The organism is Chitinophaga eiseniae (assembly GCF_900167135.1).
GTDB classification, from domain to species: domain Bacteria; phylum Bacteroidota; class Bacteroidia; order Chitinophagales; family Chitinophagaceae; genus Chitinophaga; species Chitinophaga eiseniae.
Window position 1 is genome coordinate 207,379 of record NZ_FUWZ01000003.1, and the last position, 26,163, is coordinate 233,541.

At 46.4% G+C, this 26,163-nt stretch carries 40 protein-coding genes and 1 tRNA gene; 19 read left to right on the forward strand and 22 right to left on the reverse strand.

Annotated features, from left to right (window positions below; all coding sequences use genetic code 11):
• Window positions 1–152: 152 nt before the first annotated feature.
• The 18 genes from B5D63_RS19640 to B5D63_RS19730 form a co-directional block, all read right to left on the reverse strand.
• Window positions 153–1,415 (reverse strand): phage major capsid protein, encoded by a 1,263-nt coding sequence (locus B5D63_RS19640; RefSeq protein ID WP_078670549.1) that lies wholly within the window; start codon window positions 1,413–1,415, stop codon window positions 153–155.
• Window positions 1,416–1,420: 5 nt separating this feature from the next.
• The gene (locus B5D63_RS19645) at window positions 1,421–2,158 is read right to left on the reverse strand and encodes an HK97 family phage prohead protease (protein WP_143312998.1); all 738 of its coding nucleotides are present in this window, start codon (window positions 2,156–2,158) and stop codon (window positions 1,421–1,423) included.
• A 120-nt stretch (window positions 2,159–2,278) separates the two neighbouring features.
• Window positions 2,279–3,229, reverse strand: a complete 951-nt coding sequence (locus B5D63_RS19650; RefSeq protein WP_078670551.1) for a hypothetical protein — start codon at window positions 3,227–3,229, stop codon at window positions 2,279–2,281.
• Window positions 3,195–3,605, reverse strand: a complete 411-nt coding sequence (locus B5D63_RS19655) for a hypothetical protein (protein WP_078670552.1) — start codon at window positions 3,603–3,605, stop codon at window positions 3,195–3,197. Before B5D63_RS19655 ends, B5D63_RS19650 begins: the two co-directional genes overlap by 35 nt.
• Before the next feature lie 8 nt (window positions 3,606–3,613).
• The gene (locus B5D63_RS19660; protein ID WP_078670553.1) at window positions 3,614–3,850 is read right to left on the reverse strand and encodes a hypothetical protein; all 237 of its coding nucleotides are present in this window, start codon (window positions 3,848–3,850) and stop codon (window positions 3,614–3,616) included.
• Window positions 3,851–3,859: 9 nt separating this feature from the next.
• Window positions 3,860–4,291, reverse strand: a complete 432-nt coding sequence (locus B5D63_RS19665) for a hypothetical protein (protein ID WP_143312999.1) — start codon at window positions 4,289–4,291, stop codon at window positions 3,860–3,862.
• 453 nt (window positions 4,292–4,744) lie between these two features.
• Window positions 4,745–4,963 (reverse strand): hypothetical protein, encoded by a 219-nt coding sequence (locus B5D63_RS19675; protein WP_078670556.1) that lies wholly within the window; start codon window positions 4,961–4,963, stop codon window positions 4,745–4,747.
• Window positions 4,964–4,971: 8 nt separating this feature from the next.
• Window positions 4,972–5,757, reverse strand: a complete 786-nt coding sequence (locus B5D63_RS19680; protein WP_078670557.1) for a prohibitin family protein — start codon at window positions 5,755–5,757, stop codon at window positions 4,972–4,974.
• 332 nt (window positions 5,758–6,089) lie between these two features.
• Window positions 6,090–6,260, reverse strand: a complete 171-nt coding sequence (locus B5D63_RS35055; RefSeq protein ID WP_159456081.1) for a hypothetical protein — start codon at window positions 6,258–6,260, stop codon at window positions 6,090–6,092.
• Window positions 6,257–6,802, reverse strand: coding sequence for a hypothetical protein (locus B5D63_RS19690; protein WP_078670559.1), 546 nt, complete (start codon window positions 6,800–6,802; stop codon window positions 6,257–6,259). Before B5D63_RS19690 ends, B5D63_RS35055 begins: the two co-directional genes overlap by 4 nt.
• A complete protein-coding gene (locus B5D63_RS19695; protein WP_078670560.1) occupies window positions 6,799–7,167 on the reverse strand; it encodes a DUF3307 domain-containing protein in 369 nt (122 codons plus the stop codon). Before B5D63_RS19695 ends, B5D63_RS19690 begins: the two co-directional genes overlap by 4 nt.
• Window position 7,168: 1 nt before the next feature.
• Complete coding sequence (locus tag B5D63_RS19700; RefSeq protein ID WP_078670561.1) at window positions 7,169–8,620, reverse strand: glycosyltransferase family 2 protein; 1,452 nt, start codon at window positions 8,618–8,620, stop codon at window positions 7,169–7,171.
• Window positions 8,617–9,126, reverse strand: coding sequence for a class I SAM-dependent methyltransferase (locus B5D63_RS19705; RefSeq protein WP_078670562.1), 510 nt, complete (start codon window positions 9,124–9,126; stop codon window positions 8,617–8,619). Before B5D63_RS19705 ends, B5D63_RS19700 begins: the two co-directional genes overlap by 4 nt.
• Window positions 9,127–9,308: 182 nt before the next feature.
• Window positions 9,309–10,727 carry a phage portal protein gene (locus tag B5D63_RS19710; protein WP_143313001.1) on the reverse strand — a complete coding sequence of 473 codons (1,419 nt, stop codon included), beginning with the start codon at window positions 10,725–10,727 and terminating at the stop codon, window positions 9,309–9,311.
• Entirely contained in the window at window positions 10,712–12,088 is a 1,377-nt protein-coding gene (locus tag B5D63_RS19715) for a phage terminase large subunit (RefSeq protein ID WP_235021591.1), read from the reverse strand. The genes B5D63_RS19710 and B5D63_RS19715 overlap by 16 nt, the downstream gene beginning before the upstream one ends.
• 37 nt (window positions 12,089–12,125) lie before the next feature.
• Window positions 12,126–12,623: a terminase small subunit gene (locus tag B5D63_RS19720; RefSeq protein WP_078670564.1), complete on the reverse strand. Its 498-nt coding sequence runs from the start codon at window positions 12,621–12,623 to the stop codon at window positions 12,126–12,128.
• Between the two features lie 397 nt (window positions 12,624–13,020).
• Entirely contained in the window at window positions 13,021–13,233 is a 213-nt protein-coding gene (locus B5D63_RS19725; RefSeq protein ID WP_078670565.1) for a hypothetical protein, read from the reverse strand.
• A gap of 70 nt (window positions 13,234–13,303) precedes the next feature.
• The gene (locus B5D63_RS19730; protein ID WP_078670566.1) at window positions 13,304–13,681 is read right to left on the reverse strand and encodes a helix-turn-helix domain-containing protein; all 378 of its coding nucleotides are present in this window, start codon (window positions 13,679–13,681) and stop codon (window positions 13,304–13,306) included.
• Here B5D63_RS19730 and B5D63_RS19735 point away from each other — a divergent pair.
• On the forward strand, window positions 13,675–14,208 hold the full coding sequence (locus B5D63_RS19735; RefSeq protein ID WP_078670567.1) for a hypothetical protein: 534 nt from the start codon (window positions 13,675–13,677) through the stop codon (window positions 14,206–14,208). The genes B5D63_RS19730 and B5D63_RS19735 overlap by 7 nt on opposite strands.
• A gap of 124 nt (window positions 14,209–14,332) precedes the next feature.
• Here B5D63_RS19735 and B5D63_RS19740 read toward each other — a convergent pair whose 3' ends face one another.
• The 3 genes from B5D63_RS19740 to B5D63_RS19750 all read right to left on the reverse strand — a co-directional run bounded on the left by B5D63_RS19740 (window position 14,333) and on the right by B5D63_RS19750 (window position 16,152).
• Complete coding sequence (locus B5D63_RS19740) at window positions 14,333–14,782, reverse strand: hypothetical protein (protein ID WP_078670568.1); 450 nt, start codon at window positions 14,780–14,782, stop codon at window positions 14,333–14,335.
• Window position 14,783: 1 nt separating this feature from the next.
• Entirely contained in the window at window positions 14,784–15,314 is a 531-nt protein-coding gene (locus B5D63_RS19745; protein ID WP_159456082.1) for a DUF4468 domain-containing protein, read from the reverse strand.
• A 442-nt stretch (window positions 15,315–15,756) separates the two neighbouring features.
• A complete protein-coding gene (locus B5D63_RS19750; protein ID WP_078670570.1) occupies window positions 15,757–16,152 on the reverse strand; it encodes a hypothetical protein in 396 nt (131 codons plus the stop codon).
• A gap of 438 nt (window positions 16,153–16,590) precedes the next feature.
• On the opposite strand from B5D63_RS19750, the gene B5D63_RS19760 reads away from it, so the two are divergent.
• From B5D63_RS19760 to B5D63_RS19775, 6 genes are all read left to right on the forward strand, one after another.
• Window positions 16,591–16,950: a hypothetical protein gene (locus B5D63_RS19760; protein ID WP_078670572.1), complete on the forward strand. Its 360-nt coding sequence runs from the start codon at window positions 16,591–16,593 to the stop codon at window positions 16,948–16,950.
• Window positions 16,951–16,962: 12 nt separating this feature from the next.
• Window positions 16,963–17,280, forward strand: a complete 318-nt coding sequence (locus B5D63_RS19765; RefSeq protein ID WP_078670573.1) for a hypothetical protein — start codon at window positions 16,963–16,965, stop codon at window positions 17,278–17,280.
• Window positions 17,277–17,444 (forward strand): hypothetical protein, encoded by a 168-nt coding sequence (locus B5D63_RS35060; RefSeq protein ID WP_159456083.1) that lies wholly within the window; start codon window positions 17,277–17,279, stop codon window positions 17,442–17,444. Before B5D63_RS19765 ends, B5D63_RS35060 begins: the two co-directional genes overlap by 4 nt.
• Window positions 17,445–17,446: 2 nt before the next feature.
• Complete coding sequence (locus B5D63_RS19770) at window positions 17,447–17,689, forward strand: hypothetical protein (RefSeq protein WP_078670574.1); 243 nt, start codon at window positions 17,447–17,449, stop codon at window positions 17,687–17,689.
• Window positions 17,690–17,773: 84 nt separating this feature from the next.
• Entirely contained in the window at window positions 17,774–17,938 is a 165-nt protein-coding gene (locus B5D63_RS35065; RefSeq protein ID WP_159456084.1) for a hypothetical protein, read from the forward strand.
• A gap of 108 nt (window positions 17,939–18,046) precedes the next feature.
• Entirely contained in the window at window positions 18,047–18,433 is a 387-nt protein-coding gene (locus B5D63_RS19775) for a hypothetical protein (protein WP_078670575.1), read from the forward strand.
• Between the two features lie 144 nt (window positions 18,434–18,577).
• On the opposite strand, the gene B5D63_RS35485 is transcribed toward B5D63_RS19775, so the two are convergent.
• Complete coding sequence (locus B5D63_RS35485; protein ID WP_143313003.1) at window positions 18,578–18,775, reverse strand: hypothetical protein; 198 nt, start codon at window positions 18,773–18,775, stop codon at window positions 18,578–18,580.
• A 363-nt stretch (window positions 18,776–19,138) separates the two neighbouring features.
• Between B5D63_RS35485 and B5D63_RS35070 the strand changes: the two genes are divergently transcribed.
• The 12 genes from B5D63_RS35070 to B5D63_RS19830 all read left to right on the forward strand — a co-directional run bounded on the left by B5D63_RS35070 (window position 19,139) and on the right by B5D63_RS19830 (window position 26,130).
• Window positions 19,139–19,240, forward strand: a tRNA-OTHER gene (locus B5D63_RS35070).
• Window positions 19,241–19,844: 604 nt separating this feature from the next.
• Complete coding sequence (locus B5D63_RS19780) at window positions 19,845–20,162, forward strand: DUF6948 domain-containing protein (protein WP_078670576.1); 318 nt, start codon at window positions 19,845–19,847, stop codon at window positions 20,160–20,162.
• On the forward strand, window positions 20,150–20,950 hold the full coding sequence (locus B5D63_RS35315; protein ID WP_200817050.1) for a hypothetical protein: 801 nt from the start codon (window positions 20,150–20,152) through the stop codon (window positions 20,948–20,950). Before B5D63_RS19780 ends, B5D63_RS35315 begins: the two co-directional genes overlap by 13 nt.
• 70 nt (window positions 20,951–21,020) lie before the next feature.
• Window positions 21,021–21,476, forward strand: a complete 456-nt coding sequence (locus B5D63_RS19790) for a hypothetical protein (protein ID WP_078670577.1) — start codon at window positions 21,021–21,023, stop codon at window positions 21,474–21,476.
• Window positions 21,477–21,479: 3 nt separating this feature from the next.
• Window positions 21,480–22,592, forward strand: coding sequence for a PD-(D/E)XK nuclease-like domain-containing protein (locus B5D63_RS19795; protein WP_078670578.1), 1,113 nt, complete (start codon window positions 21,480–21,482; stop codon window positions 22,590–22,592).
• A 169-nt stretch (window positions 22,593–22,761) separates the two neighbouring features.
• Entirely contained in the window at window positions 22,762–23,187 is a 426-nt protein-coding gene (locus B5D63_RS19800) for a 3'-5' exonuclease family protein (RefSeq protein ID WP_200817051.1), read from the forward strand.
• The gene (locus B5D63_RS19805) at window positions 23,184–23,405 is read left to right on the forward strand and encodes a hypothetical protein (RefSeq protein ID WP_078670579.1); all 222 of its coding nucleotides are present in this window, start codon (window positions 23,184–23,186) and stop codon (window positions 23,403–23,405) included. The genes B5D63_RS19800 and B5D63_RS19805 overlap by 4 nt, the downstream gene beginning before the upstream one ends.
• 10 nt (window positions 23,406–23,415) lie before the next feature.
• Window positions 23,416–23,715 (forward strand): hypothetical protein, encoded by a 300-nt coding sequence (locus tag B5D63_RS19810; RefSeq protein WP_078670580.1) that lies wholly within the window; start codon window positions 23,416–23,418, stop codon window positions 23,713–23,715.
• Between the two features lie 48 nt (window positions 23,716–23,763).
• Window positions 23,764–24,129: a hypothetical protein gene (locus B5D63_RS19815; protein ID WP_143313004.1), complete on the forward strand. Its 366-nt coding sequence runs from the start codon at window positions 23,764–23,766 to the stop codon at window positions 24,127–24,129.
• A gap of 3 nt (window positions 24,130–24,132) precedes the next feature.
• A complete protein-coding gene (locus tag B5D63_RS19820; protein ID WP_078670582.1) occupies window positions 24,133–25,053 on the forward strand; it encodes a DUF4373 domain-containing protein in 921 nt (306 codons plus the stop codon).
• Between the two features lie 61 nt (window positions 25,054–25,114).
• A complete protein-coding gene (locus B5D63_RS19825) occupies window positions 25,115–25,780 on the forward strand; it encodes a hypothetical protein (protein WP_143313005.1) in 666 nt (221 codons plus the stop codon).
• A complete protein-coding gene (locus B5D63_RS19830) occupies window positions 25,780–26,130 on the forward strand; it encodes a helix-turn-helix transcriptional regulator (protein ID WP_078670584.1) in 351 nt (116 codons plus the stop codon). Before B5D63_RS19825 ends, B5D63_RS19830 begins: the two co-directional genes overlap by 1 nt.
• Window positions 26,131–26,163 lie beyond the last annotated feature (33 nt).

Genomic DNA, 26,163 nt, shown 5'->3' on the forward strand with positions numbered 1-26,163 from the left:
CCTTGTGAAAAGATCTGATTTCGCGTTTCTCCGGCGGGTGTTCTGAATCGACTTTCTCAGATTCCAGCTCCTCAGCACCTTCGGTTGTTTCCTCACCATGAACAAGGGATAAGGGCCGCTGAATAGACAGCAGCCCTCGGTTATCAATATGATCAGGTAGTCGCACCGTAGAAATCACCTACGATGAAATAATCGTTACCGTAGATCGGGAAGCAGATTGTCTCCTCGATGCGTACTGTAACCATGTTTTTCTGTACGTTGTCCTCGTCCTGTTCAAAGAACTGCAGGATCGGCGGTTCCTGGATGATCAGGTTTGCACCCATTACCCAGTCTCCTACGATAAACTGGCCAGGATTGGCAGCGGTGGATTTAAACACAGGCACACCGCTTACGTATAGCTGACCATTTACATAGGTCACCAGTTCACGCGGCAGGTCATATTCACCACTTCCGGATGCTCTGTTCAGCAGGATTGTTGCGTAGTCGGCAGGGCGTACCAGGATGCCGTTAACGTCACGGTCTGCCTCCTCCAGCTGGGTAATCGCTTCAACCAGCTGTTCCACCCATATCTGTGAAGCACCAGAGAACGGCGTAAAGTTGCCGGCGTCTGTGATACCGGAGATGTTGGGAGAAGTACCATCTCCATTCAGCAACTGCTCGTCTTCTGCGCGCAACAATTTTTCCGGCAGGCGGGACTGCAGGAACGTGGTTAGACCCTGAACATCACGCAACATTTTGCGGGAAACCTTCACGATACCGGCGATAGTTTCAGCAGGAACGCTTACCTCCTGCAGGCGCAGGTCAAGTCGAGGTTTAGCAGCCCCGTCGGCGGTTGGAGCAGGAGCACCCTCGCCGGCAATTTCCTTAACGTATGCATAGTGGGACCCACTCATGCTGCCGCCGGAAAGTAACTGGCGGATATGAAGACGACGACGGGGCTGCTCGATAATACCCGGGCGGAGATCTGTAACGGATACATTCGCAGTTGGGAATGTGGTGGGGCTGATCAATGTCATGTCGCCCACTGCTTTCATTTGGAAAGCAACATCTTTGCTTTTCTTAGATGCGAACTGCTCGATTGCACCCGCGTTTTCCTGAATAGATTCAGCCAGCAGGTCGCGGAAATGCTTCCTTTCAGTTCCTACAGCTACATTTTTCTTTTGGCTGTCTTCGATCAGCTTGTCCAAGGCTTCCTGGTTTTTCTGATCGGCTTCATCTTTTGATTTCTGCCAGATGCTGAAGTTCTTCACTTCGCCTTCGATAGAATCTACCTTGCCAGCGGCTTTTTTAGCCTCTTCGGTAGCGGCATCAGAAGCCTTCTTTGCTTCTTCAGCTGCGGATTTAGCGCCTTTAACTTCGATTACAACTGGCTCCAGTTCTTCCTGGAACGCCTTCTTAATATCTTTTACTTCCATGTCACTCAGTTGAAAAGTCCTGTGATAGTGTGTTTTAGCTCGTTTTGGATGTCAATCAGAACCTTTGCACTATCCGGCTCAGTGGACTTGATTTCCGGCTGAGTGGCATGGGATGATAGGTCAATCGTAAACTGCTGAAGCCTGGTTAATTCCAGCTGCAGCAAACTTGTATCTTCATTGAAACGTCCAGCCTTGACGCTCTTAATAAGCAGGTCAAAACGTTTGATTTCAGATTCAATAATTTCGGCTGTAATAGCAGATTTGGTAACTCCTAAAGTTGGGGTATAGGGATTGGCGCCCCATAATACAGCGGAGCCTTCCCATAAGGCTGCCTCGGTGATCTCCCGAACGTCGTCTGCCCGCTTGGCAAACTTCATGGTACGGAAGCCAACACTGTGCTGGTTGATATCTCCAGCCTCGTATAGCGGCCAAATGGTATCCCTCCATAACGCTGTGTCGCGGTAAGGAGAAATACCGACAATATGCTTCCCTTCTTTGTATAACTCGGTAAACTTGCTAAGGGCAGATGTGAGGCAGTACCCGTGGTCTGCCATGTGCCAAATCTCATTTGACCCCTGTGGGCCACGCTCTTTGATCGTTTTGTCAAACGCCGTAGAGGAAAACACGTCACCGTCACGGTCAACGCTTTCCAATTCAGCTATAGCCACCTTAACGCTGCGCGTCTTGGTATCTATATCAAGAGTCTTGAGATTGAAAACTTTGTGCTCCAAAACCGCCTTCATGGGCAGATAGGTAGTTTGGCGGTCGAAGCAAAAAATCAGAGAAGGAATCAGAATAAAATCAGCCCGCTGAAACAAAATTACCTATTTGGTATTAAAATACCAAATAGGTAATAAAAATTGTTATATGGTTATGATCCCGGTAATATTGCTGATCCCGCCAGGCCGGATAACGGTAATCCCAGTTGGCTCTGTAGGTTTCATTATTACCCGGCCCCTGTCGTCCTTTACCGCGACGAACTCCTGCCCACAGCGGCAGCCTATTACGTTCTGCTTTGATCCGGAAGGATCACCAGGATACATTAGCAACTCTCCTGACACTACAAATGGGTCTTCCAGATCCACAGTCTGCCCCAGCGGCTCCCAATGGTCCCAAGGTGACGAATTATGCGCTCTGCGGGTTCGTAAGTCATGAAGCGATAGCCATATTTTGCGTATCTGAAAAGGCAACCACTTCGCGGCAGTATATGCCCCGTAATTCAGCGCACGGGTTACCTCTGTACGGACAATTGCCGGCAGGCCGCGGTCAGATGCCTCTACCCGCAGGTCAAGCAATATCTTATCTTCCTCGGACCGGCTTACAGGTTCTCTCTGTAGCGCCTCCCGGATAAAATTTGGATTATTAAGTACATCGTTCAGCTGCTCATCAGTCAATTCTCGGTTGAAATGCTGCAGGATAAACGCCAAAATCCGCTTCCTTTGGGTGGCTATGATGCTCATCACGGAATAGGTGATACCAAGGTTGAAGAAAAACTGCGACATGGCATCCAGGATGAACTGGGTAAAGTCATCAGATTTCCGCATTTGGCCGGTAAGGGAGTTCCGGACCTGCCTGGCACGCTCTAACCCCACCCCTCTGTATAGAGCGTGAAGGACTTCAGCAACTGGTTTCATGTCGATCAACGTGTCAATTATGGCGACAGCAGCGGGGATACTATTATCCTTTGCGTACTTTATAAAAGCATCAACATTGGCATCAAGCGCCTTTTTAACATGCGGATGCCATTTTATTTCCTGTTTCAGATGCCAGCGGCTTTGATTACGCGCTGATATCCGTAGTTGCTGTTTGTTCACTTCCTCTACTCAATTGCTCACATATTTCCTTGTACCGATCATGACTGGCTATTTGGCGCCCACCTAAAAACGTCCGGTGGGCAACAAGCACCAGTTTAACACAGTCTTCGAACTGCTTCTGTGTTTGAAACACATTTAAGGTAACCGTTCCACCATCACACCACACAGCCACTCCATTGGCCGGCAGGAAGTAAACCACATTCCGGTGATCTTCTGTAGATAGCCCGAAAGGCAAATTGCCGTTATAGTGGTTTATGATCAGCTGCTTCACGGCTGGAGATATCTCCAACCCATCGATGTCAATTGTCCATTCAAAGGGCTTCCGCTGGCGCTCTTCCACTTGCTTAACCAGCTGCCGGCATGATTCACTTCTCATAAACTCAGCTATTCTCCGTGATAAATAACTACTTCTCCATCTTCAGGATAATCATCTCTAATACCTTTTCTTGCCAGTCCAAGGAGTATTAATTCCTCATCCACACACATCTGATACTTCGAAAAAACATAGTCATCAGTAAACCCATAGATCTCTTTGGCTATTTCTTTGTGTTCATCTGTCGGATTTTTAGCAAGCAATGTGAATATTTTGCCAAACAAACGGGCTGAAGTTCGATCTGCCATATTTTGATATCACTTTGCGTTTACAACGTCCTGTAATTCTTCGCCAACCAAAGCGAAGTACATATTTTGCAATTGGTGTACAAACTCAATCTTAACTCCGGTAAATACCTCTGTGCAAACACTTGTCACATCTCTCAGAGAAACCTCACCATCGAGATAGACAGCGTATATATATTTATGCGCTCCGGTACTGTAAAACACATTCCTATTAGCAACATTTTCCCCACGGATGAACCCAAACCGACCTAGCCACTCCGCGGTTATCGGAATCCCAGAATAGACCATTTCGCCACCATCGATTGTACATCCTGTCTCTTTGTTGATCGCAATATCATTTATCTTAAAAAATGTATGCCCACCCCTATCAAGGGAGTAAACATACATTTCCGCACCGCGGTAATTGATTAAGTTATTGATTCGCAAGTCTGTTACTTTGATCACTGTTTATTGATTTATTCATAATAATTTGGTACTCTATCACCCTATCTAGGTAGCTTCCACTTATAGTTATACTGCTTCCTAATACTTTCACACTCTTCAATCTGCCTCTGTATTTCATTCATTTCACTTATAGACTGTGCTATTTTTTCCCGGCTAGCTTTTGCCGCCTTACGCGCTGACCTTGCCAGAACCACAGAACAAACAGCGCCACCAATCGCTATCGCACACAACACTAAAGTCACTATGTTATACCAAGCCATATAAATTTTTTTACTTGTTTACAGGTTTGTAATCCGGCAGCGGGCAGCTATCGGGTATTTTTCGATCTGTTTCAGGATCAACATGCCATATTGTAATGAGTGTTCGCTTATACCCGCGTCTGTTTTTGAATGGCCATTGTATTTCGTGGGCCACTGTACTTGGATCATGCATTATATTGATTATTATTTATTTTCAAAGCCTTTCATCTGCCTTTATCAGGTATCCTATGGCCATCTTTGCCGCATCTGCTTCATCTGCATAATGACGTTCCCTGAGCTTCGCCCATAGCTTTTCATTCTCACGCTTCAACGCCGCATTTTCCTGTTTCAACTGGTCGCGTACTCGCTGAAGCGTGACATGTTTGTCTTTTAAGATGCTGTAAGCCAATGAAAGGCGGGTTTGTGCGTCCATTCTGGCAACTATTGAATATTCTTGAATAACACCGGCGCCCCGCCATACAACGGCGTTTTACCGTCCCATTTTTCGATAAACTGCTGCTGAATGAGCAACGGGGTGAGTGACTGTTGACGCAGGGCATTTGCCTTGGCTTCTGCCTCTGCCTGTACGATCATCTTACGAGCGTTAGCCTCCGTGACACGCAGTTCATTCTCCGCCTGTATTGCCCGCTGCGTTGCGCTATTCTTTGAGTTAATTGCCTCTTCTATACTCTTAGGGTAGGTGATGCCACTGGTAAGCTGGTCCAGCTCAAAACCTTCCTTTCGTAGTTCGTCTCCCAACTGTTTCTGCACCGCAGCTTCGAAGCTCTCCCGATTACTGATCATGCTATCAGTCGTGTATTTATTGAATTGGATGCGGAAAGCATCTTTTACATAGTTGAACAGCGTACCCTTTTGAATATCCTCTATATCCTTACGGTATTTCTTGAAGATCTCAGGCGACTTGCCTGCAATCACCCGGTAGGTAATGGTAGGATCTACGCCGAACTGGCTGCCGTCCTTTGCATTCACATGGAAAGCCTCGTAGTCCGCTGTCTGGATAAAAATAGGAAACTCGTATACGCTTTGGGTGAATGGATTATACCACACACGGCCAGTAACCAGGGAAATATCCTGTACGCCCTTATCACTTCCGTATTGTTTTACCAGAATACCTTCATGGCCGGCGTCAATTCTCGTACACGAGAAACAGCCAACAATGCATGTCAATAAAAGGAGCACAGCCCCCACAATAACCGAACTTTTCATAATTTGATTTTAGTGATTATGTATTTGATTAGTAAATAATGCGCAATCAACAATAGGCACAGCATAACAATACCGGCAAATACGGCCATGTCACTGCTTTCGGTAATGAGAGATGCTATTAAAGACCAACAATAAATGTCAGCCAAAGCCACCAGCGGAACGATAGGAAGAATCCATTTCAAAATGAAGGGAATTGACTTTTTACCGGTGGGACGTATAATAAAAAAGCCATGAAGTTGACCACCTCACAGCTATACAAAATCAATCGGCTCCCTTAGTGGTCAATCAAAACAAAATTACCTATTTGGTAACTAATTTCCAAATAGGTAACGCTATTTTTTTGCCTCAGTTTTTGGGACAAAGTTCTGCGCAATAAGAAGCAATATTTCCTGCTTCAGTACCATGCGCTGGCCCTCTTTACGGGCCTTCTTTATGCGGCAGTCTGTAGGCTCAATGGGGATGGCCTTGGCTATTGCGGCGTCCAGGCGTTCGTATGGTGTCATTTGCGCAGATGTTTATCGTTAAAAGGATCTTCAGCCCACCCACGGTACCAGTGGTACAGATATAACCCTTCAGCAATACCTATCCTGCCTCCTTTGGCCCGCAGCATGTTGCTGAAATGAGTGTCGAATGTTACACTATGCTCCCTAAACTTGACCATGTCCCAGGTGCGGCGCGGGAATAGTAGAAATAGGCCAGCAGCTACTCCTTGCAGCGTCCGCACACTGTCGTATTTCGTTTCGTACAGCTCCTTGGCTATGCCGGCATGGGACTGGATATTATGATCATTCGAGAACTGGCCATTGTGCAACTGGTTGGTGCCTCGCAGGCGGTTGGTCATACATCCGATCAGGTCAAAGTGCGCACCGTATTTGCGTACTATATCTTCAATCTGTTGCCCCCACTTGCCTTCTGGGGTCAGGAAGATCGTGTCCCCATCCCGCAGGCATATCCAGTCATCTGGACCAGCGCGCCGGCACTCTTCGTTATAAGCGCGGCCGATGTTCTTGTCCGTAGCGTAAGGGGTGCTGTACCATATTTTCATATCAAGACCGAATAAATCCCTACAATAACAGTCGCGTGTAACAACTGATCAAATCCGAAGACATACCAATGATAAATATTTGCTGCATTACGCAGGGAAGGAAACCATACATTCAGCCGCCCCTTCAGTATATCAATGATCATGTGCGTAACCGCCTGGAACGCAAATACTGCCAATGCCGGCAATGTGCCATAAAACCACAGCGTGATAAATCCCATCAATACACCATGAACAGCACCATGCAAAGCGATCGGCAATACTGGTGATCCAGTGGCTTTAGCCTTTAACATAAACGGCCTCGAAAGGTGGGTATAATCTCCTAAAAAGTGAGCCACAAATAACAACATCAAATAAACCTCTTTCATATCATTTATGTTTAAAGTAAGAATAACTGTTTCGCTCGTCTCCTTTGAACTTCGTATTCACCTGCCGGCCATGCTGGAACTTCCCTGTAAAGTTGATATACAGGATATAGTTGAACATAGCCATGTCTGTGTAGTCACCTGCCGGCTTCTTCTGCGTATGCTCCGCTTCTTTGGCGAAGACGTAGCAGTCAATCAGTTGGCGCATGAACTCGATCAGGCGGTCCACAGATCCGCCAATGATACCAGCGTTAAGCAGCTGATGACGGCCGTATCGGGTGAACAGCTCATTAAACACCGGGTTGCGGTGGTTGTCTTTGAGCCATTTACAATCCACCTGTTCGTCTTCATCGCCAACATGCAGGGAGTCGCCCAGATTTGTCCAATCCGGCTCGTTCAGCACTTCCACGTCGGTAGCATCAATGCAAAAGGCGTTAGCGTATAAATGCCGATTTTGCATCAGGAACTGCCGGTAAAGAATCCACCGGTTGAAATACGGGTTTATCGCTGTGGAGACCTTTACAAACTCCACTTTCCCTTCTATTCCCGATTCAAAGCAGTCCGTCAGGACCACGAGCCGGGTATTCTTCAGGGAAGCTATCAACGGCGCTAAATCGGCCTTGTTTGGCGTCCATTTGCCGCGGCCGTTCTGTGTATCGGTAACGTTGGTGAGATAGCAGGTAAGGAAGATGTTTTCTTTGGGGTAGAATGGTACAAAATCGGCGCTGAAACGCCGCTGCTGGTAAAGTTCCTGATTCTTTGCGATCATTGCTGAACGATCTTGTCCACCTACCGTTGTCTTTACCTGCCGGTGCTCATCCATAGAATATATGTATTCGGAGCTGCCCACAACATCCATAAACCGGAAGGAGGTAAGTCCAGCCATGAAAATACGGTCGGACCATGACGGATGCTCCCATCCCCATTTCCCAAACACCGGGTCCATGCCGCCTACCTTATCCAGCACTTCCCGGCTGCAGTAGATCATACAGCCACGGACATGAGAATAAGCGATAATTTCACTGTCCCGGTAAAGCTCGATCGTATCGTTCATTTTAGGGCCGCTGGCAAAGTCCTTGAAAATATAATTCAGGTGGGGTTCTTTGCTGTTTATGTATGGCAATTCCCATCCTTGTTTAATGGGATAGCAGTCATCGTCGAAGAGGAAAAAGTGATCACATCCGGCTTTATATAGCAGTTCAAGGCACTTATTCTTCGCCTGGGCGATGCCTACATTCTTTGCAAACCGGTATGTTGCGCCTTTTGCCGGCTGATCACTGGCATCGTCAACCAAGACAATTTCAGCGCCAGATGGAGCCATGGTACGGATCTTGGCCATAGTACCTGGAAAAATTTCCGGCCGGTTATGGGTAGTTACGCCAATCCCCACCTTATAGGCGCGTGCCGGCTTTATATCGGAAAGTATCTGTATTGCCTGATTGATTTGGTCCATCATGCTTTCTTGATTATGATCAGGTCTTCATAAAAGTGGATGAACCCAATATCATACGGTTGGTGATATTGCTCATGAAAGAATGCCTTGTTTACCTGGTGGGCTAATTCGGTAAAATATTCCATTGCTGTGCCAGTAGATATGCTGGATTTGGGCACAGGAATGCTACAGCTGTCGGCATAATAAGGATCGTAACTGCTGTGTGTATCTTCTACAATGTATAATCCTCCTGACTCAAGCACAGGCCATAGTAATTCAAACGTTTTTATAATGTCCTGATTGTAATGACTACCATCATCTATTATTGCATCCCACCTGGTATTCAATTCATAATAAGTATCCAGACTAGCCTGTGGGCCACAAACAAACCTTACACCATCAGGTATATTTTCCTTTTGGTGTATATCCACAACCGTAAGCTCCAGTCCCGGCGCCCACTCTTTCCACATTCGCGCTGATTCCCCGCCGGCATTAGGATCTTCATAGCCTCCGTAGCCAATCTCCAACATACGATATCCCTTTAGTGATGGAACAAGGGACAAATAAAAATCGTATATGCGGCAGTAGTTATGGTGTAAACTGCTTTTGTCACATCCGTGCTTAATCGCTATCTGATCTAAATTTAAACTCATATAAATACTATCTAAACAAGAAATGAAAAATCGTCACCGTATAAACAAACAAAAAAGTATCACCCGTAGGGATTTTCATCTGGCGGCACTTCCGGCACCGGCATGGCCAATTCTTCCAGCATCGAAATATTCGTCGGCGCCCAAACCTTGTCCATGAGCGGATCTGTGCTACGGCCAAACTTCTTCAGCTCCCGGCGCTCATTGGGGGTAATCTCCCAGGATTTTTCCAGCCACTCAGTAAGGGCCTTCATGTCCTGCTGCAACACTGGGATATTGGAAAAGTCGGCGTCGATGAAATAATCTCCGGTATTGCCGAAGTCTGGTAACAGAAATGCATTGAGAGCATCCCGCATTTTGATGACCATAGGTATAACGCCATCTGTATATGCCGCTTTATAGAACTGCTCCATGTTGGCCATAGTTGCATGTTCATTATCGTTGAAGATCGCGGAAGGCATTTTGAAGATGCGGCATAGCTTCCTAAAGGTCATTGCCCCGGATTCGATCAGATCGAGATCAGCGGGTGATAATCCGGTCTGGATATACCCCAGCTTACCGGCAGAAAATAGGATCTTCCCCCGGTTCTTGTTGCCCCATGTTTCAGTCTCCCACTTTTTTTTCAGGGCGCCAACCTGGGACATACTTTGTTCATCGGGGGTGATATTTTCGTTGTAAATCATCCCGGCGGGCCCACCATGTTGGAACTGTGCTGTCGCGCTATCCTCTTCACTGTCGCTTCTGGCCAACGTCTTGGCGCCAGCACGGAGCGGCGGCATACCCATCAAATGGGAGCCATCTGGCTGGTAATCAGGGTTGAAGTACTTCACATGGATTATCTCTTCCTTCCTTAGTCCCATTTCTCCCCACAGGAAGAACATATATCCAGCAGCTGAAACAGGGAACGTTCCACTGGGCACAATCGTCATGTATTGAGAAGGGAGCGTGTGGAGTGATCGCGGTTTGTCGGCATTGGCCCCCATTCCAAGCGTCTGTTTCCAGATGTAAATGTTCCCGGTGGTATCCAGGAAACCGTAGCACTTTTCAAGCCATTCGCTCTGACTTTCGTCCGGATTGGGCCGGGCAAGTAGTTTACTTACCGGGTCGCTTTCGTCTACTTCTTCCAAGGCCTTGGTCTTTATCAGCTGCGCTTTCATTAACGCCTCTACGGTGCTGATATCGCCTGACATGAGGGATTTATATTCCCGCAGGTGCTTCCGGCCCTCTGTCCCTTTGATTTTGTAAACGTAGAACGGAATACCGGCAGCCATCTGGGCTTTACGCGATATAATGCTGAATACATCAGCGTTACTCACATATCCCTTTTCTACAGCCGCTTTCTGATCTATTTTAGGATAGATGGGGACTACCGGTAACCATGTAGGCCCCCTTTGGTCGATCCACTGCTGAACATAGGCGTTCAGCATATTCTGTACATCTTTCGGCGATGGGCCTAAAAGACGGCTTAATAAATTTGCCAATTCATTTTCGGTTTCAATTCGAAAAACATCCTCATCATTAGCGTATCCGAATAATCTGGCGATCTGCCTAACAGGTCTTTAACTTCGTCCTTGGGCACCACTTCGAGCTTTTTGTCATTGTCAACTTCACGTTTTTTCACTTGCTCCAGCTCTTCTATAAGTGCCTCTTTTATCTCTGTGTCTTCGCATGAAACGAAGATCTTGTGATCATTTATTCGCTCAGCCAGCATGTAGTAGCACTGGCTTTTCAGGTTCTTATAATTCTCCTGCTCCTGGGTAACCGGATTAGGCAACGGTGAACTATTATTCACAAACCCCTGGCAGCGCAGTTTATCTACTACCCCACCACCGACACCGTCTTCATCCACAATTACGGAACTAATTGGTATACCGTGCCGGTTGCGGATCTTCTCGATTTCGTCTGCAACTTTTGTGGTACGCTGTTGTTTGAGGACGACAATGTCTATCACACGCAGTCCATTCCACACCATTATTACAGACCGGTCAGAGCCAAAGCGGGCCACATCGGCTGTTATATACTTTTTACCCTCTACAACAAAGCCATTGCTGAATATATCAGTAATGGCGTCGTATGTCATCAGGGCGTTATCGTCATCGTCGTAGTCGAAATTGCCGTACAGAAGGCGTTGTTTCTTAACCTTATCAACGATCTTGTGCAGCTTGTCAATGTAGCCGGCATCTATAAAGGGATTGTCCTGGACAAGAGCCTGCAGGAAGCGTTTGTGTTTTGGCAATATGCCGGCTTTAAACGGTTTCCAAAACTCAGTGTGACACCAGTTCTTTTTCGGGTTCAGGGTAACGAATATCTTACCCATGATACCGTACTTTTCATTCAGCTGCCGGCCGACGCGGGATTTCAGCGTATCGTATGCGCCAAAATTAACCTCACCACCCTCTTCAATCCAGCCACCTGTGTACTCTACAGAACCATAACGCTCGTACAACGGGTCACGGGGTACATACTTGAGGTCCAGAAAGTCAATTCGGCTACCATTCGGGAAATGGATATAGTGATCCTGGCCATTGTAAAACCAGTCTTCACCCTGTTTCAGCCCGTATTTCCTGGCCAGCTTGAGAAAGGTCTGATAGGTTGACTCCCGCAGGCGCTTCAGTTCTTCCCTACCAATAAACCACCTGGTTCCCGGATAGGCGAGACACATAAAAAGCAGCCAAAGGCAACCCGTCCATGATTTTGCACCACCAGCAGCGCCGCCGTAGGCAAATTCCTCTGTTTCACTGTCAGTAAGTATGTAAAGAGCTTCTTCTTGCTTTTGGTGCAGCTTCCCTTTGTCCGAAACGAACATGCGAAACTGCCTACGTTTAAACAGCTCTGTCAGCACTGTGGCCCGCGGTATTGATAACAATGACTTAGCCACACTACCCCTCTCCTGCCATCTTTTGCTGAATCCTCGCTATATCAGCCAAATCCTCGTCACTCAGATTACTCACATCCAACTTGCCGATCCTTTCACCTTTAGAGGTCAAATCAGACTTTTCTACCAGCCCGAGATCCCTGGCTATAACTGAGGCATTAAACAGGCCCACAGCGGCTCCTTCGTACTTCTGCGTGTAAATAATATTGCGTATGCGCGTAACGATTTCGGAAAAACCTTCTTTCTCTTGGTAATTGTCCAATAACTCATCGTCGCATTCCAGGTACAAGCAGAGCGCTTTGATAGTGTAAGGCCGGGGCACCTTACGGTAAACCTCCTCTGCGTCTTTCCCTACAAAGTCATGCTTCTCCCATGGATGATCATCACACCACTCGAAGTACTCCGTTGCTGCTTCCCATAATAATTCCGGGGAAGAGAATATTAAATCCCTCCCGTGCTTGCTGCGCAATTTCCAGAACTGGTTTCCTATTGGAGCTGCCATGGCCTACCCCCTCATTATCAGCTTGTGGGAATACCGACCCCCACCTTCCGGGGAGGCGTTTTCAACTATGAGGCAGTCTAACCAGCCATTCGTGTCCGAAAGGCCCAGTTCTTTTGCTGCTTCCAGCTCCTTAATAAACGCGTCGATTTTGATAGAGAGAGTGATGTCTGTCTGAGACACCCCCGTGGGAGAATCGGGCCGTTTTGCCCAGCGTAGATAACACGCCTTTAATCTTTTCGTAGTGGACATCCTATAAGTATAGATCCATTGTATCACAAACCAATCAGGCCCCAAAAGGCATATCTTACTCCAAAGATAGTAAAATTACCGAAATGGTAATAAAATACCTATTCGGTATCAATCACGGCAAAAAAAACCGGCATATGGCCGGTGTTGATTAGGATTCGAGTTGTTTTTTAAAGCGGAGCCCCATTCGGGTTGGCTTGAAAAAGGCAATGCCTCCTTCACCCGTAAATTCGATTGTGATCAACCCTTTCTCTTCGAATTTCTCGTAAAGGGGGATCTTGGGGTTGTCTGGCCTCATGTTGTCCAATGTTCCGACTCCGTCTTCAGGGAAATTCAAAATCTCATTTTTGATTAGATTATTCATTTTAAATACTTTGCGGCACTAATGCCTGGTTAACAATACCACAAAGTTAGTCACCAATGTTGTTCCCAAATCATAATTTCGCCCTTATCTCTTTCAGCAGCTCATAGATCCCCTCCAAAGTCACCCCCTCAGCAGGCACCTTCCCGGCAGGTTTATCCTTTCCGCGAATCACATAACCAATGTCATATCCAAATTTATCACAAAGGTTCATTATATCCTCAACCCCTGGCGTCCTGGTACCGTCCCGGAAGTTATTAACCGATGCCCGTCGTAGCCCGATCATTTCGCAGAACTCCTTATGTGTGATGCCCTTTTCTCGGCTCAATTCCTCAAATACCTCATCATAGACTGCCAAGTATCGGCGCCGGAGACCAACTTTAAAATCCTCTCCTTTTTTCAAATCTAAATATTGTAATTTTAACACAAATAAACTTTTCAGCCATGCCATGGGAACACGGAATTACTGATTCCTCAAAGATACACATAGATGCCATTCGGTTTACCTTCCAGCAGGCCGAGGTGAAGCTGAAAGAGATACTGTCTACAACTGATGAACTGGCGAAGCGATTCACACAGTTGACAGTATTCCTTGTGGCGACATCAACTGCGCTTGCCGGATATACATTCTCCCAGTACCTTACCAGCAGCCTTTTGTTCCCTGCCGCTGCTGCTACCTTATCATACTCCCTTGCTGTACTGGTATGGGCTGCCAGCAATCTGACATTCAAGCAATATCATACCTTGGGTTCTGAACCGGCGCTACTTTTTCACCCAGCTTTCTTTACTGCAGGCATCCCAGCTGCTGACCAAGTAAAAAACATGTACCTGTCAGAGCTGGAGAACTACCAGCGGCGCATTGTATTTAACCGAGAAAAGAATGTTGCCCGTTCCAGGCGGTATAAACAATGTCTAATACTGGCCCTCTGCATCCCCGGCGTGATGATCATCGCTTACTTTCTTTGTCCTCTTCCGTAGTTGGATTGCCAGTCTTTATCTCCAGGGGACTTGTGTCCACTACAGGAGGTGGGTCCGGAATCGGCGGAGGAGGTGGCGGCACAGGATCAATACCGGCCTTGAAGTAAAATTTTTCCATCTGCTGCTATTTTGAGTATTCTATCTTAACCGGCTGAGTGGATTCTACAAAGCGCACGATATCATCAAAGGCATTGCGGCGCAAATCCGCTTTGCTTCTGTACTCTACGTCCATCCATTGGGAGTCGTGGGTGAATCCCCCCATATTAAGCCCCATGCCGCTATTTGCAGATCCTGTGAACACAACTTCCGAGCCATCTACCCGCACATTGATACGATAATCAATAAATTTAATGTGTTTAGGCTCTGTTGTTACGGTGCCCAATTCCCGGTCTTTTGCCTTGATTACATACCCTTCATTTAGAAGAGACTTGGCAAGGAATGTGTATAAGGAGTCGCCGGAAATATTATAGTTCACAATTATGCGTTTAGCGCCCTTAAACGGTGCATCTCTCTTTTCTTGAGCGAATAAGCTAAAAGGGCAAGCCATAAATAAAAACAGTACAATTCTTTTCATATTACCAATTTTGGGGTGTAGTACTCAGTGCTTTCTTTATTCCAGAAATATATTCTTGCATAACGTCATTTATTAACGGAGACCTCTTTTCTGTAGTTTTTTTATTGAACATTATTTGCTCAAGCCCTTGATAGGATAAGTAAGAATTAACAGGATGTACGAAGTCAGATATTTCAAACCTATATCTTCCATCCTTGACCATTATTGTTGTAGTTGCTATAAATTCAATGTAAGACACAATAATTCCATTGCCTTTGGGCGTAGTTGTGAACATTCCTCTAACTACCAGCTTGCCCAAATCCTTATCATCGAGCTTCACTACATCTTTAAAGTTTGGGAAAACAGTTGACAAGTGGCTCTTTGCCCTATTATACAGATCATCCTTTTTAACACCGTCTACCGAGTCGACGCCTGAGTAAAAAATAAGGCCCCCAAGCGTCGGGAGCGCTCCAAGATTTCCATCCGCCTCAGTTTGGGCTATTACTGTCCTGGTAGATATTAGCATGAAAATAAAAAGTAAAATTCTTTTCATAGTGGATTTAAATATTTGTAAATGATAGTTTTTCACTTTGTTAACGCATACTCGATAACAATGGCTTAACAGTTGTTTACGAAATTGCATTTCTGCTGAATAGCTCTCTAAGGGTAATTTTACGACATGAAAATCAAAACCCACCAAAACAGAACCTATGTCGCATTTGTACTACGCAGATACCCGGCGCACCGGCAGTATAACTTCAGTCCACGTTACACATTTACCGAAAATTTTTTGCTCAACTCAAAAACCTATTTATTATGCGAACCTCGTAAATTCCGCCGCGAACTTACTTTCCCTGTTCTCCCTTAACCGCTAAAAAAGTGCAGAATGCAACCTAAGAAACAACAGACAAAGCAAGGGATCAAAAAACCGCCGACCAAAACAAGTAACCAAAGAACAATTCAAAACACTAAACCTACTGACTCGGTTACACCTATTATTTCTTCTGAGGAAGCCAAGAATCAAAACCTTCTAACTTTTGCCTTCCTCTGTCAACAATTTCAGCCTTAATTTGCTCAGCAGTTTCCCCTGTTAGCTTCGCCATGCGAATAGCGTAATCTTCCGCCATGGCTAATAATAATGCTGAATATGTATTTAATGGATCGCCTGGGGCCGGCCTTCCGGCCTCCGCGATTTCATCTGAAAATGCCGCCTTTACTTTATCTATGTGATCTTGGGTTACCTTGCCAGACTTCCCCGTTAGGGTGTTGAAATAATCTTCGTTATACTCAAGCCTATCGGCAATTTCTTTGTTTTTAATCCTCTTCCCCCTTTTTAACGACGCCTCTCTAATTGATTTTATCAAAAAATCAAACTCCTTTTTATAATCCATTTAATAAATATTATCGATAATTGAACAATATCGAAATCTCACCAAATACAACCTTTTCTCTTGTTTTCTAAGTTTTTCTAACCTAATATTGTATTGTCAACGGCGGCAAAGCTACGGCATCGCAACCAGATAATGACGCGTGAAGATACTGAAAATGTAATACGTATAAATACGGTTTCAAAATGAGATTGATAGGTACAGAAAAAGCTAAAGAGATCAGGGCAGTGTTGAGGGGGGAAAATGTGAAAGGAATCTGCTCTGATCTATATAAGCAAGGAATAATAACCTCCCCTCGGGATCAGACGGTATGGGAAGTGCTCCGGGGGGATAGCCGTAAGATAGACACGTTAGAAGCAGTTGTGAAAGAGGCCCGGAGACTGAAAGCGGAAAGAGCCGCACGAATCGCAAAAATTTAATCACCCACTTTAATCCAACACCATGAAACAGACTTTCAACAGCCTGCAGGCGGAGCTTTGCCCACAAGTATGGCTTTTCACCGAATCAGAAGGTATCGTAATAGCGGTTCTGACCCTGTGCGGTGGACGTCCGGAAGAGGTACCATATTATATGGAGTCCGGCGCTGAAGAGTGGATGGAAAAAGAGGTGGTTAACCAGCTGCGCGCCGGTGGCCGGTACTACCCAGCTGATATGGACGATGCCCGGGTCAAACTGTCCGACTTCGCTATCGACCTGGACGGCCTGGAAGATGCGGACGACCTGAACCTGCCGGAGCTGGCAGCAGCTGTACGCGAAGTGCTGGCAACCGAATCTGATTACTCACCTGCCCGTAGGGCGTAACCTATACCAGTTATGAAAACGAACAACAATATCAACGTGGTTGGCTTCTCTGCCTCTGAAGACGGCGACCTATTCATAGCGTGGGATCTCGGCGAAGTTCCACAGCCGTACGAAGAAATGCCTGTCGGCGAAGTACAGGAGGCAATGATGCAGGCCGGTATTATAGAGGACTACAACCAAGAAATGGTGCTCCTTAGATACCGAAACCCGTGGATGGGCTATACCGGTGAATGGGTTGGTTTTCACGACTACTTGCGGCGCCGGCTCGATAACGACAAAAATTTCTGCCTTAAACTCCTTTCCACTAAATATCAAAACGCAAAATCATGAAACCTTTATACCAAACTCCCACCGGATTCACTGTAATGGTCGCCAATCTGGTTGTATGGTTCACATTAGCCATCATCCACAAGGATGCCAACTACGCTCTTCTCGGCATCATGACCAATAGCGTGATTGCTGCACTACATTTCTTAATCTCCAAAAAAGCATAATCATGACACTCCTTCAGATCCGCCAGCTGCTGGTTAATGCAGCCGACCAGATGTACCTGGCTCACCAGTTTCAGGAAGCCGCGTTCTCTGCCCATGAAAACGACTTTGAGTCTTTCGAGGACTACGCAAAACACCTTGACTACAACGTATTTATGTGCGAACAGTCAAAAGCGGCAGCCGATAAGCTCATGGAACAGGCCAACGCTGCGAACCTGGCACTTACTGCTAAAAAGCTCGCAGCATGATACTGGGCGTCCTCATATTAGCAGGTGCTTTTGTATGCGTGTTCTCAACCTATTTACTAACTCGTTTCTTCCTCCGTATAAACCATGATGAATTTAACAGAACACCTTCAGGAGCTACCGGTGCAGGTGGCAATAATAATAGCGATAGCGCTTCTGTATGCCCTCCTGAGACCGAAGGAAAACATTGACGGAGAAGACCGCTATAAGGACCGGACCAGCTTCCGGAAACTTGGCAGGGGTGATTCATAACGACGCCAACGAAGAAGCGACAGAATACAGGCTAAGAGACGGCGGGTTGTTTTCACCTCCTGCCCTTCTTTTAAAACTCGATTTATTAACCTTTAACTATATACGAAAATGTCCACAGTAACAATCATTGCCGGCATTCCTTGCAAACCTTTTGACCGTCAAAAAGCAGAATCCGGTGCCCCAGTAATCTCCCGGAACGCCCTTCGGTTGGTTGACTTCTATTTTTTCAATACGCATGATGATCAACCGCTATACGGTCAGCTCCAAGGCGATTATTGCCCACGCCGTTATACGGAAACAGGGAAGTACTTTACTGACGGCTCCGACAGCGAATACGACCTGTTCATTATGCCCACCACCACGACCATGTATTGCAGTGTGTACCTGGAAGATGGTCGTTTCATCACTGGTAATACGCTTTACGAAACACGAGAACAAGCTGAATCCGACTTAGTTGACGGTTCATGGGTTGGCGAGGTAAAATTTAACATCTAATACAACCTTTTTCATAACGTGGATTGACACGCGGCCGGTATCCACCGGCGGCATTTAAAACGAAGTTCTTTGAATTGAAAATATTGGCAACATAGGCGTAGCACCCATTACAGGATTCGCTTTCAGGCCCCTTTCATGACCTTTTCAGGTGTATTGATCGCTGATGAGGCTATGGACCGCCGGAACAGTCGCGAATAATGCGCCCAGGGTTGGCAAATGGTTACTGTTGCCGAAACGACCGGGAAGGGTATTTCCTTCTGTTTTTACGTGAGGATAGACTGTTCGATCCAGTTCCCGGTAGCTGAGTTTTTGCCATGTTTTCTGCGGAGTGTGCTTGTACATCAAGCCGATATCTACCGCCTCTGATAAACTTGGTACCCACCCCTTCGCTATTTAGGGAAGGACACGGCGCTGAATGAAACGTGGTGGTGGGTAGTAATGGCCTCCATGTTGGACGAAGGGTTAAGTCGCCAAGGCTACGGCAGGAGATATCGGTTCGATACCGGTACATGGAGCAAGGTTACAGATAGAAAAGTACCCATTTGAAGCCCAGTAAGATGATTTAGGCGGCCGCCACTGGGCACACGGAAAAGAGCTTGTCGGGTGGCTACCCGAGCGAGCCGGCGACTACCGGCAATTAATAAAATCATTTGAACAGCAGCCGGCTACCCAGAGGAAGGTGCAGACAAGAAAACGCCGGCAAACGATCAGGTGGCGGAATGGTAGACGCGGGGAAACAGAGGTGTGTAGGATATAATCGAAACCGTGACACCCTTTTTGCAGGTTCGAATCCTGACCTGATCACCAGTGGGTGCCAAGAATCGACCCTTGATCGCTGATTCGCGGCACGGCCCCGATGTTTTGGAGAACGGCGTCCTGCCTGAGTGGAGCCAAATTATCAATCAGGAAAACTCTAAACACATGAGTGAGTTAATCGTCGCCTATTTATTGATGCTGGCCGCCAGTGGTACAAGAAGGATGCCTCTCATACCAGACCGGCAGACCTACTAAAGGAGAAGACGCCCTGCCTAAGTGTACGTCAGCATTTATAGTTTGAATTGTGAACACATGGACGGATTTAACCTCTTAGGCAGCTTTAAGCCGGGGCTGCGGGCAGAATGCGGGTAAGAGGTAACGAAAAATAGAGACATGAAATAGCGAAACAGGGCCACAACACATTCCGTTCTTAAACTTCCTGAAACATACCCGTACTGGCCCGCGGGATTTTATAACAGACAGGCCGGGTGGTCGTCGCGGTCACCCGGTTACTTTAAACGCACAACATGCACACTCTTTACAGAAACATACGCACATGGGGCGGGGCTATCCGCTGGACGATCTACATAACTGTCGTGATAGCCGCTTACCTGGTGTTCAAAAAATAAATCACTAAACAATAAATACAATTAAAATGGCAACACAAAAATTATTTGAAAAAGACAAATTCTACATCATCAGAGCTGATAAGGCTGGAATGTTCATGGGTAAAATTGATTTCGTGAACGGCTCACAAATAGGCGTTAGATCTCTTCGCAGGTTATACTATTGGAAAGGTGCACTTGATGCTACACAACTAGCCAAATGTGGTGTATCACAACCTAAATCATGCAAATTTTCTGAACAGCTAGATGACACTGATCTGAGTGTAATAAACAACCTTATTGAGTTTCATCCAATGACAGATGATGCGATTAAATCAATAAACAGCGTACCAGCATGGAAGAACTAATCAAAAAATTCTTACACGGTTCCGGTGACGGTTCCGGTTCCGGTTCCGGTTCCGGTTCCGGTTCCGGTTACGGTTACGGTTCCGGTTCCGGTTCCGGTGACGGTTACGGTTCCGGTTCCGGTTCCGGTTACGGTTACGGTTACGGTTCCGGTTACGGTTCCGGTTCCGGTTACGGTTCCGGTTCCGGTTCCGGTTCCGGTGACGGTTACGGTTCCGGTTACGGTGACGGTTACGGTTCCGGTGACGGTTACGGTTACGGTTCCGGTTCCGGTGACGGTTACGGTTCCGGTGACGGTGACGGTTACGGTTCCGGTTCCGGTGACGGTATTATCCTAACGTCATACAATGGCAACAAAGTTTATTATGTTGATGGTATACCATGCTATTTCACTTTGGTCAATAAAAATCTGCTTTTTGCTAAAGTCATGGTCATCAGTATAAATGATTTTTCTGCCGAACCACAATTCATATTCAAATTCAATCATTGCTTCGCACACGGGAATACACTTAAAGACGCCAAACGAGATGCGGAAAGCAAATACTATTCCCAGCTGGACGTAACCGAAAGAATAAAAACCTTTAATACCACATTTAAACGCGGTGTTTTATATCAAGCCAGGCAATTTTATGATTGGCATAGCACTTTGACTGGATCATGTCAATCTGGGAAAGATCTATTCATCAAGCAAAACAGAATTAACCTGGATAGCAAGATGACAGTAGAAGAGTTTATACAAATTACCCAAAATGCATATGGTGGTGATGTAATAAGGAAAATACTTCAATAAGTAACTCCACAATAAAAAGCCCGCTGCGGGAACAGCAGGCATAAGTAAAACAAAACTCAATTACAAAACTATGGGAAAAAATCAAAACGAAGAAAAAGAAACGAGCGTAGCTCTGAAACCGTCTGGCCCATTAAGCCTGCAGGTATTTGACATGTCAATGGCAAACCTGCCAGATCTGGACAAGGCAGATGTCGTACCATTTGATTTGATGGCTGACTACTGGGAGCCAGAAAACACCGGGGAGGCGAAAAATGTCTACTTCGATTCAATCAAACCATCCATTTTTCCGGACTTCAACGACCCTAGCATTCAGGTAGAAGTTGATTGCGCTTTTTTCTATGAAAAGTCAAACGGCACTCTGAAGCCATGGAGGAACGCAAGCAAAAGGCTTGTATCCCTACTGGAAGCGCTCAACCTTGCACCGGGTTCAGTCATTCGTCTGGAATACCTCGGCAAGAAGAAAAACAAAAAGAACTCGTTCCAGAGCGCGCAATGGTCTGTCAAACCACTCATCATCAAACAATAAGTCATGGATTTCAACAAACTTCCTGATCTCGACAATGTGGAGGTGATAGATGAGGAATTAAATCCCCTGGCTTACGGTCCGGGGGATTACCCCACCATCTTGGATATGCTTCATAGTCCACAGTTCAATTCTGATGTGATAGCCCCGATTGATCTGTTGGCACTCAGCAAAAATGGCGTTCTGGTAAAAGATTCGATGGAAAAGTACCTGGCGAACAAAAGCAACTCGTCTTCTGCCCTTAAAGAGGCATTGAAGACACCAAGGCACTACTATTTCTATATGAACCAGCGGCCAGTACAGAAGCCTAAGAAGCATTTCGACCTTGGCGAAATTTGTCACCTCGCTTTTCTGGAGCCTGAAATCTTCGATAAGTATATCATTGAGCCGAAAGAATCAATGGCGTCAAAAGAAGGGGTAACAAACCTGATCCGGTTCTACGAAAAGCTAAACTGTTGCGAAAATGCGGATCTGACCGGATGGGGCATAAACATGCTGAAGGAACATCTTCGGGAACTACAGGCCACCTGTAGCTATAAAGTGGTCGAAGAAGAAAGCCAAGTGTTAATTGACATCGTTCACGAAAATTATAAAAGATACGGAGGCGGTATTATATCCAGGATTTTAAAAGGTGCAATATCAGAGACCAGCTTTTATTACAAAGATCCCGAAACGGGCCTGAAATGCAAAATAAGACCAGACTATTTCAACATCGAGGAGAATATCGGAGTGAACGCCATCATAAGCTACAAAACCACGTCGGCACAAGACATTAGAAAATTCTTCTATGATGCTGCTAAATACAAGTATGAGCTGTCAGAAGGGATGTACCAGGAGGGTGCCAGTTATACAACTGAGCGTAAGTTCAACGTCACCATCATGATCATGTTGCAAGTAGTGGAGCCGTATATGGTTGCTGTTTTCTGGTGGGACGCAGAAGATCTCCAAAACGGAAAATACAAATTCCGTCACGCTATCTCCACGGTCAAGGAATGTACTGATAAAGGAATATGGCCTGGGTTTGAAGCTGCTGCCGAAAGCGGACATAGTGGAATTATTGAAATGAAACAGCCGGACTGGGCCAGTAAGGTGCTCCACCCGGTAGACATTGACGAATAAACGGTAATTGATGAAAAAACTATTCTTCGATCTGGAGACGACCGGCACAATGCATTGGAAAAATGGGATACACCAGATTTCAGGTTGCATCGAAATTGGCGAAACAATAGTAGAGGAGTTTAATTATAAGGTATAGCCTAACCCCGCTGCCGCCATAGAGCCAGAAGCCTTGAAGATAGCTGGAGTAACCATTGAGGCAATATCCGCCTATCCGACCATGCAGGAGGTATATCAGCTCTTCGTTACCATGCTGGCCAAATATGTCGATAAATACGACAAGACAGATAAGTTCTTCCTAATTGGATACAACAACGCTGCGTTTGATAATGCCTTCTTACGGGCATGGTTTGTTCAAAATGGCGACTCATACTTTGGCTCCTGGTTCTGGGCAAACGGGATAGATGTAATGGTAATGGCCACCGAATACCTGTTGGATCGCCGGCAGAAAATGATCGACTTCAAACTAAAGACAGTCGCCTTGGAAATGGGGATACCGGTTGATGAAGGGCGGCTCCATGACGCCAGCTATGACATATACCTGACATGGTCCATTTACCACATTATTAATCACTACCGTAAAAAACCAGCAGCATGATCGGACAAACATTCACCATCTCGCAGAACAAGGTTATCCGCCGCCTGCGCGTCCTTTCAGAGTTTTTTCAGTATGGTAGGCGATTCTACGATGTTGAGGACACCAGCGAACCCGGAGTAACCACGCCGTTTGTGGCAGACGACTTCGACAAGCGGTTTAAGTCATCTGGGAAAGTAACAGGCCGGCGCCCATTTAACGGCCGATATCGTAAACGCTAAACTATTCATCATGGCACGCACAGTGACTATTACGACAGATGTCGATGTAGATCTCGATGAAATTGAAACATATCAATTGATTGAAGAATTGGGCCGGCGCATGGAAAAGCGCATGGATAAGTCTTACAGCCGCAGCAGCGACTATATTACTAGAGATGAAGTAAGCGAATTGTATAATATGTCTTGCCGGACACTTGGAGCAAAGTCCAGATTCACAGGAAGCCTACTTGATCAGTTGAAATTTGAGGTCTTCGAAGAAGCAAAAGACAGATTTACACTTGAGGGACTTCAAAAAGCACTATCCAAGTAAACATCGCATCTACCCAGTGCACGATTGATTAACGATAAAACAGAGGGTATGTACTACAACACAACGAACTTGACGGGCGACGCCCTACGACACGAACACGACAATACTGTCACGCAGGAGAAAACTGTTATGGATTTCTTTAACAAGCACCCTGCCGGCAAATACCTGGCGACGGATGTATACCACCACCTGGTAACTACCGGCAAAATATCTGTCCGGGTGCCATTGATTTCCATCCGCAGGGCGATCACTAATCTGAAAAAGGACGGCCGCCTGCAGAAGCTCGAAGAAAAGGCGGTCGGCGCCTACGGATACAACAAGACGGAGCATTATTACCAGCTGTCCGTCAGCTGGGGGAAAACTACAGGCGCCGGATATGCGGAGATACACCCTGTACAACCAGAACTATTTTAAATCATGGCCAACAATAAAACCGGTTTCATTTACTACTCCGTAGAGACGGACCGGTACCAAGATATCCGGATAAAACGCCTGAAGAAAGAGTGCGGGTGTGCTGGTTTGGCCACATACGATTATTTACTCTGCGAAATCTACCGGGTAAAAGGCTGCTTCCTAGAATGGGACGATAGTACTGTCTTTGACGTAGCCGACTACCTGGGATTGAAGGAAAACACGGTTAGGGAAATAGTGAATTACTGCTGCTCTGTGGGTCTTTTTAATAAGGAACTGCTGGCGAGCGGGAATGTACTTACCTCCGCATCCATTCAATCAAGATTCATCGATTGGAGCAAAAAAGCGAAACGGGCCAACGTCACAATTCCGGAAAAAGCAAGGATTCTTCCGGAAGAATCGCCCAACCTTCCGGAAGAATCGGGCAAACTTCAGGAAGAATGTAAACAAAGTAAAGTAAAGGAAAGTAAAGTAAAGAAAAGGAGAGATTACGCGCCCGCTGAATTTCCGGAAGGTTCAGATTCAGGTACTAACTCTACATTTTGCAGAGGTGCACCCCGCGCGGAAAATTTTCACCCCGCGCCGCCACATGCAGGCCCCCGGTTAGAAGACGTCAAACGGTACTTCCGCGGCGCCGGAGGCACCGAAGAGATGGCCGAGAAGTTTTACAACAAGTGGGACAGCACCGGATGGATCTATAACGGCAGCAAAATAGTGCGATGGGCAGGGCTGGCAAACACATTTATCGTTAACTACAGAGAAATCGAGGAGAGAGATGGACGAAAAACAACTACAACAGGCAACAAACCACCTTCAGGCGGAACAAAAGCCTTTAACGGTAAAAACGGCGGTTTCGAAATCATTGCCGGACAGCTTAAAGACGAGCTTTCTTCCGGAGGAACAGCGGGTGATCCAAATGAAATATAAGTCCAAGCGGATCGGAAACTATACCCCTGAAGAGCTTTCTCTACAGTGCAAAGCGATGGTTATGAAGATTGCCGTCATCACCGGATGGCAGATACCAGACAACCCGGAATACGTCACCATCCTCATGGACCAGCTGCAGAAAAAGTTCGCAGATGACTACCAGGATCTGAACGCCGACGAGTTCGAGTATGCCATCAGAACATACGGCACCCGGATGAAAGACTGGGGAAAGTCGCTAAACCTGTCGCTAATAGACGACGCCATCTGCGAATACCTGGGTAAGCGGAAGTACCTGTCAGATCTGGAAGCACAAAAAATGGCAAACGAGGCCGAACCAGCAGCCTTACCACCCGGCGAAACAGATTGGTCGGACGAGTGGGAGAAGATCAAGGAATCGGCCCGAAAAGGGATGTTTCGCGGCGAGTTCATAACCACCTGTATCTACGACTGGCTAAAACGCAACAAAATGATCACGCTTTCAGGCGCCGAAAGATGGCAACTTCTGGAAGACTGCCGGCAGGCGTACGCCCTGGAAATGAGGGAAGCCCTTCACTCCTCCCCTGCTGCCAATCCGGAAGGCCGCCGCCTGTACGAATTGCTCGTGAAAGAAGGAGACGAATGGCGCCAGGAAGAAAAACTGTGGTCGGCTGTCGTGGACTACAGTAAGCGGGAAACGGTAAGAATTGAAGCCCTAAACGCTATCGCTAACGAACAAAATCAGGAATGATGAAAGAGATATTCGCCGAAAACATGAAGTACCTCCGGAAGTTATCAGGCCTCGATCAGGGTGATTTTGCTGACTTCCTGAAAGTACACAGGTTCAACATAGGATCATACGAACAGGGGCGGTGTTATCCCTCCGTACCGGTGATTTTGAGGATCTGCCGCAATTTCTCTGTCTCAATAGAGGATTTATTAACCAAAAATTTAGAGGACAAATGCAAAAGACCTGCTCCAAATGCAAAGAATCCAAGCCCACCGGAGAATTTGTTAAAGATCCAAGCCATCCGGGAGGCCGCAAATCTTATTGCAAACAATGCGCAAATGCTGCTGTCAGAGAGCGATCCAGAAGGATGAAGGAGGAACGGGAAATGTATTTATAATCTGAAA

Coding starts and splice junctions, on each gene's coding strand:
- B5D63_RS19640 (WP_078670549.1), bottom strand. CDS start 1,415: ATGGAAGTAAAAGATATTAAGAAGGCGTTCCAGGAAGAACTGGAGCCA.
- B5D63_RS19645 (WP_143312998.1), bottom strand. CDS start 2,158: ATGAAGGCGGTTTTGGAGCACAAAGTTTTCAATCTCAAGACTCTTGAT.
- B5D63_RS19655 (WP_078670552.1), bottom strand. CDS start 3,605: ATGAGAAGTGAATCATGCCGGCAGCTGGTTAAGCAAGTGGAAGAGCGC.
- B5D63_RS19660 (WP_078670553.1), bottom strand. CDS start 3,850: ATGGCAGATCGAACTTCAGCCCGTTTGTTTGGCAAAATATTCACATTG.
- B5D63_RS19675 (WP_078670556.1), bottom strand. CDS start 4,963: ATGGACGCACAAACCCGCCTTTCATTGGCTTACAGCATCTTAAAAGAC.
- B5D63_RS19680 (WP_078670557.1), bottom strand. CDS start 5,757: ATGAAAAGTTCGGTTATTGTGGGGGCTGTGCTCCTTTTATTGACATGC.
- B5D63_RS35055 (WP_159456081.1), bottom strand. CDS start 6,260: ATGACACCATACGAACGCCTGGACGCCGCAATAGCCAAGGCCATCCCC.
- B5D63_RS19690 (WP_078670559.1), bottom strand. CDS start 6,802: ATGAAAATATGGTACAGCACCCCTTACGCTACGGACAAGAACATCGGC.
- B5D63_RS19695 (WP_078670560.1), bottom strand. CDS start 7,167: ATGAAAGAGGTTTATTTGATGTTGTTATTTGTGGCTCACTTTTTAGGA.
- B5D63_RS19700 (WP_078670561.1), bottom strand. CDS start 8,620: ATGATGGACCAAATCAATCAGGCAATACAGATACTTTCCGATATAAAG.
- B5D63_RS19705 (WP_078670562.1), bottom strand. CDS start 9,126: ATGTTGGAGATTGGCTACGGAGGCTATGAAGATCCTAATGCCGGCGGG.
- B5D63_RS19720 (WP_078670564.1), bottom strand. CDS start 12,623: ATGGCAGCTCCAATAGGAAACCAGTTCTGGAAATTGCGCAGCAAGCAC.
- B5D63_RS19725 (WP_078670565.1), bottom strand. CDS start 13,233: ATGAATAATCTAATCAAAAATGAGATTTTGAATTTCCCTGAAGACGGA.
- B5D63_RS19735 (WP_078670567.1), top strand. CDS start 13,675: ATGCCATGGGAACACGGAATTACTGATTCCTCAAAGATACACATAGAT.
- B5D63_RS19730 (WP_078670566.1), bottom strand. CDS start 13,681: ATGGCATGGCTGAAAAGTTTATTTGTGTTAAAATTACAATATTTAGAT.
- B5D63_RS19740 (WP_078670568.1), bottom strand. CDS start 14,782: ATGAAAAGAATTGTACTGTTTTTATTTATGGCTTGCCCTTTTAGCTTA.
- B5D63_RS19745 (WP_159456082.1), bottom strand. CDS start 15,314: ATGAAAAGAATTTTACTTTTTATTTTCATGCTAATATCTACCAGGACA.
- B5D63_RS19750 (WP_078670570.1), bottom strand. CDS start 16,152: ATGGATTATAAAAAGGAGTTTGATTTTTTGATAAAATCAATTAGAGAG.
- B5D63_RS19760 (WP_078670572.1), top strand. CDS start 16,591: ATGAAACAGACTTTCAACAGCCTGCAGGCGGAGCTTTGCCCACAAGTA.
- B5D63_RS19765 (WP_078670573.1), top strand. CDS start 16,963: ATGAAAACGAACAACAATATCAACGTGGTTGGCTTCTCTGCCTCTGAA.
- B5D63_RS35060 (WP_159456083.1), top strand. CDS start 17,277: ATGAAACCTTTATACCAAACTCCCACCGGATTCACTGTAATGGTCGCC.
- B5D63_RS19770 (WP_078670574.1), top strand. CDS start 17,447: ATGACACTCCTTCAGATCCGCCAGCTGCTGGTTAATGCAGCCGACCAG.
- B5D63_RS35065 (WP_159456084.1), top strand. CDS start 17,774: ATGATGAATTTAACAGAACACCTTCAGGAGCTACCGGTGCAGGTGGCA.
- B5D63_RS19775 (WP_078670575.1), top strand. CDS start 18,047: ATGTCCACAGTAACAATCATTGCCGGCATTCCTTGCAAACCTTTTGAC.
- B5D63_RS35485 (WP_143313003.1), bottom strand. CDS start 18,775: ATGTACAAGCACACTCCGCAGAAAACATGGCAAAAACTCAGCTACCGG.
- B5D63_RS19780 (WP_078670576.1), top strand. CDS start 19,845: ATGGCAACACAAAAATTATTTGAAAAAGACAAATTCTACATCATCAGA.
- B5D63_RS35315 (WP_200817050.1), top strand. CDS start 20,150: ATGGAAGAACTAATCAAAAAATTCTTACACGGTTCCGGTGACGGTTCC.
- B5D63_RS19790 (WP_078670577.1), top strand. CDS start 21,021: ATGGGAAAAAATCAAAACGAAGAAAAAGAAACGAGCGTAGCTCTGAAA.
- B5D63_RS19795 (WP_078670578.1), top strand. CDS start 21,480: ATGGATTTCAACAAACTTCCTGATCTCGACAATGTGGAGGTGATAGAT.
- B5D63_RS19805 (WP_078670579.1), top strand. CDS start 23,184: ATGATCGGACAAACATTCACCATCTCGCAGAACAAGGTTATCCGCCGC.
- B5D63_RS19810 (WP_078670580.1), top strand. CDS start 23,416: ATGGCACGCACAGTGACTATTACGACAGATGTCGATGTAGATCTCGAT.
- B5D63_RS19815 (WP_143313004.1), top strand. CDS start 23,764: ATGTACTACAACACAACGAACTTGACGGGCGACGCCCTACGACACGAA.
- B5D63_RS19820 (WP_078670582.1), top strand. CDS start 24,133: ATGGCCAACAATAAAACCGGTTTCATTTACTACTCCGTAGAGACGGAC.
- B5D63_RS19825 (WP_143313005.1), top strand. CDS start 25,115: ATGAAGATTGCCGTCATCACCGGATGGCAGATACCAGACAACCCGGAA.
- B5D63_RS19830 (WP_078670584.1), top strand. CDS start 25,780: ATGAAAGAGATATTCGCCGAAAACATGAAGTACCTCCGGAAGTTATCA.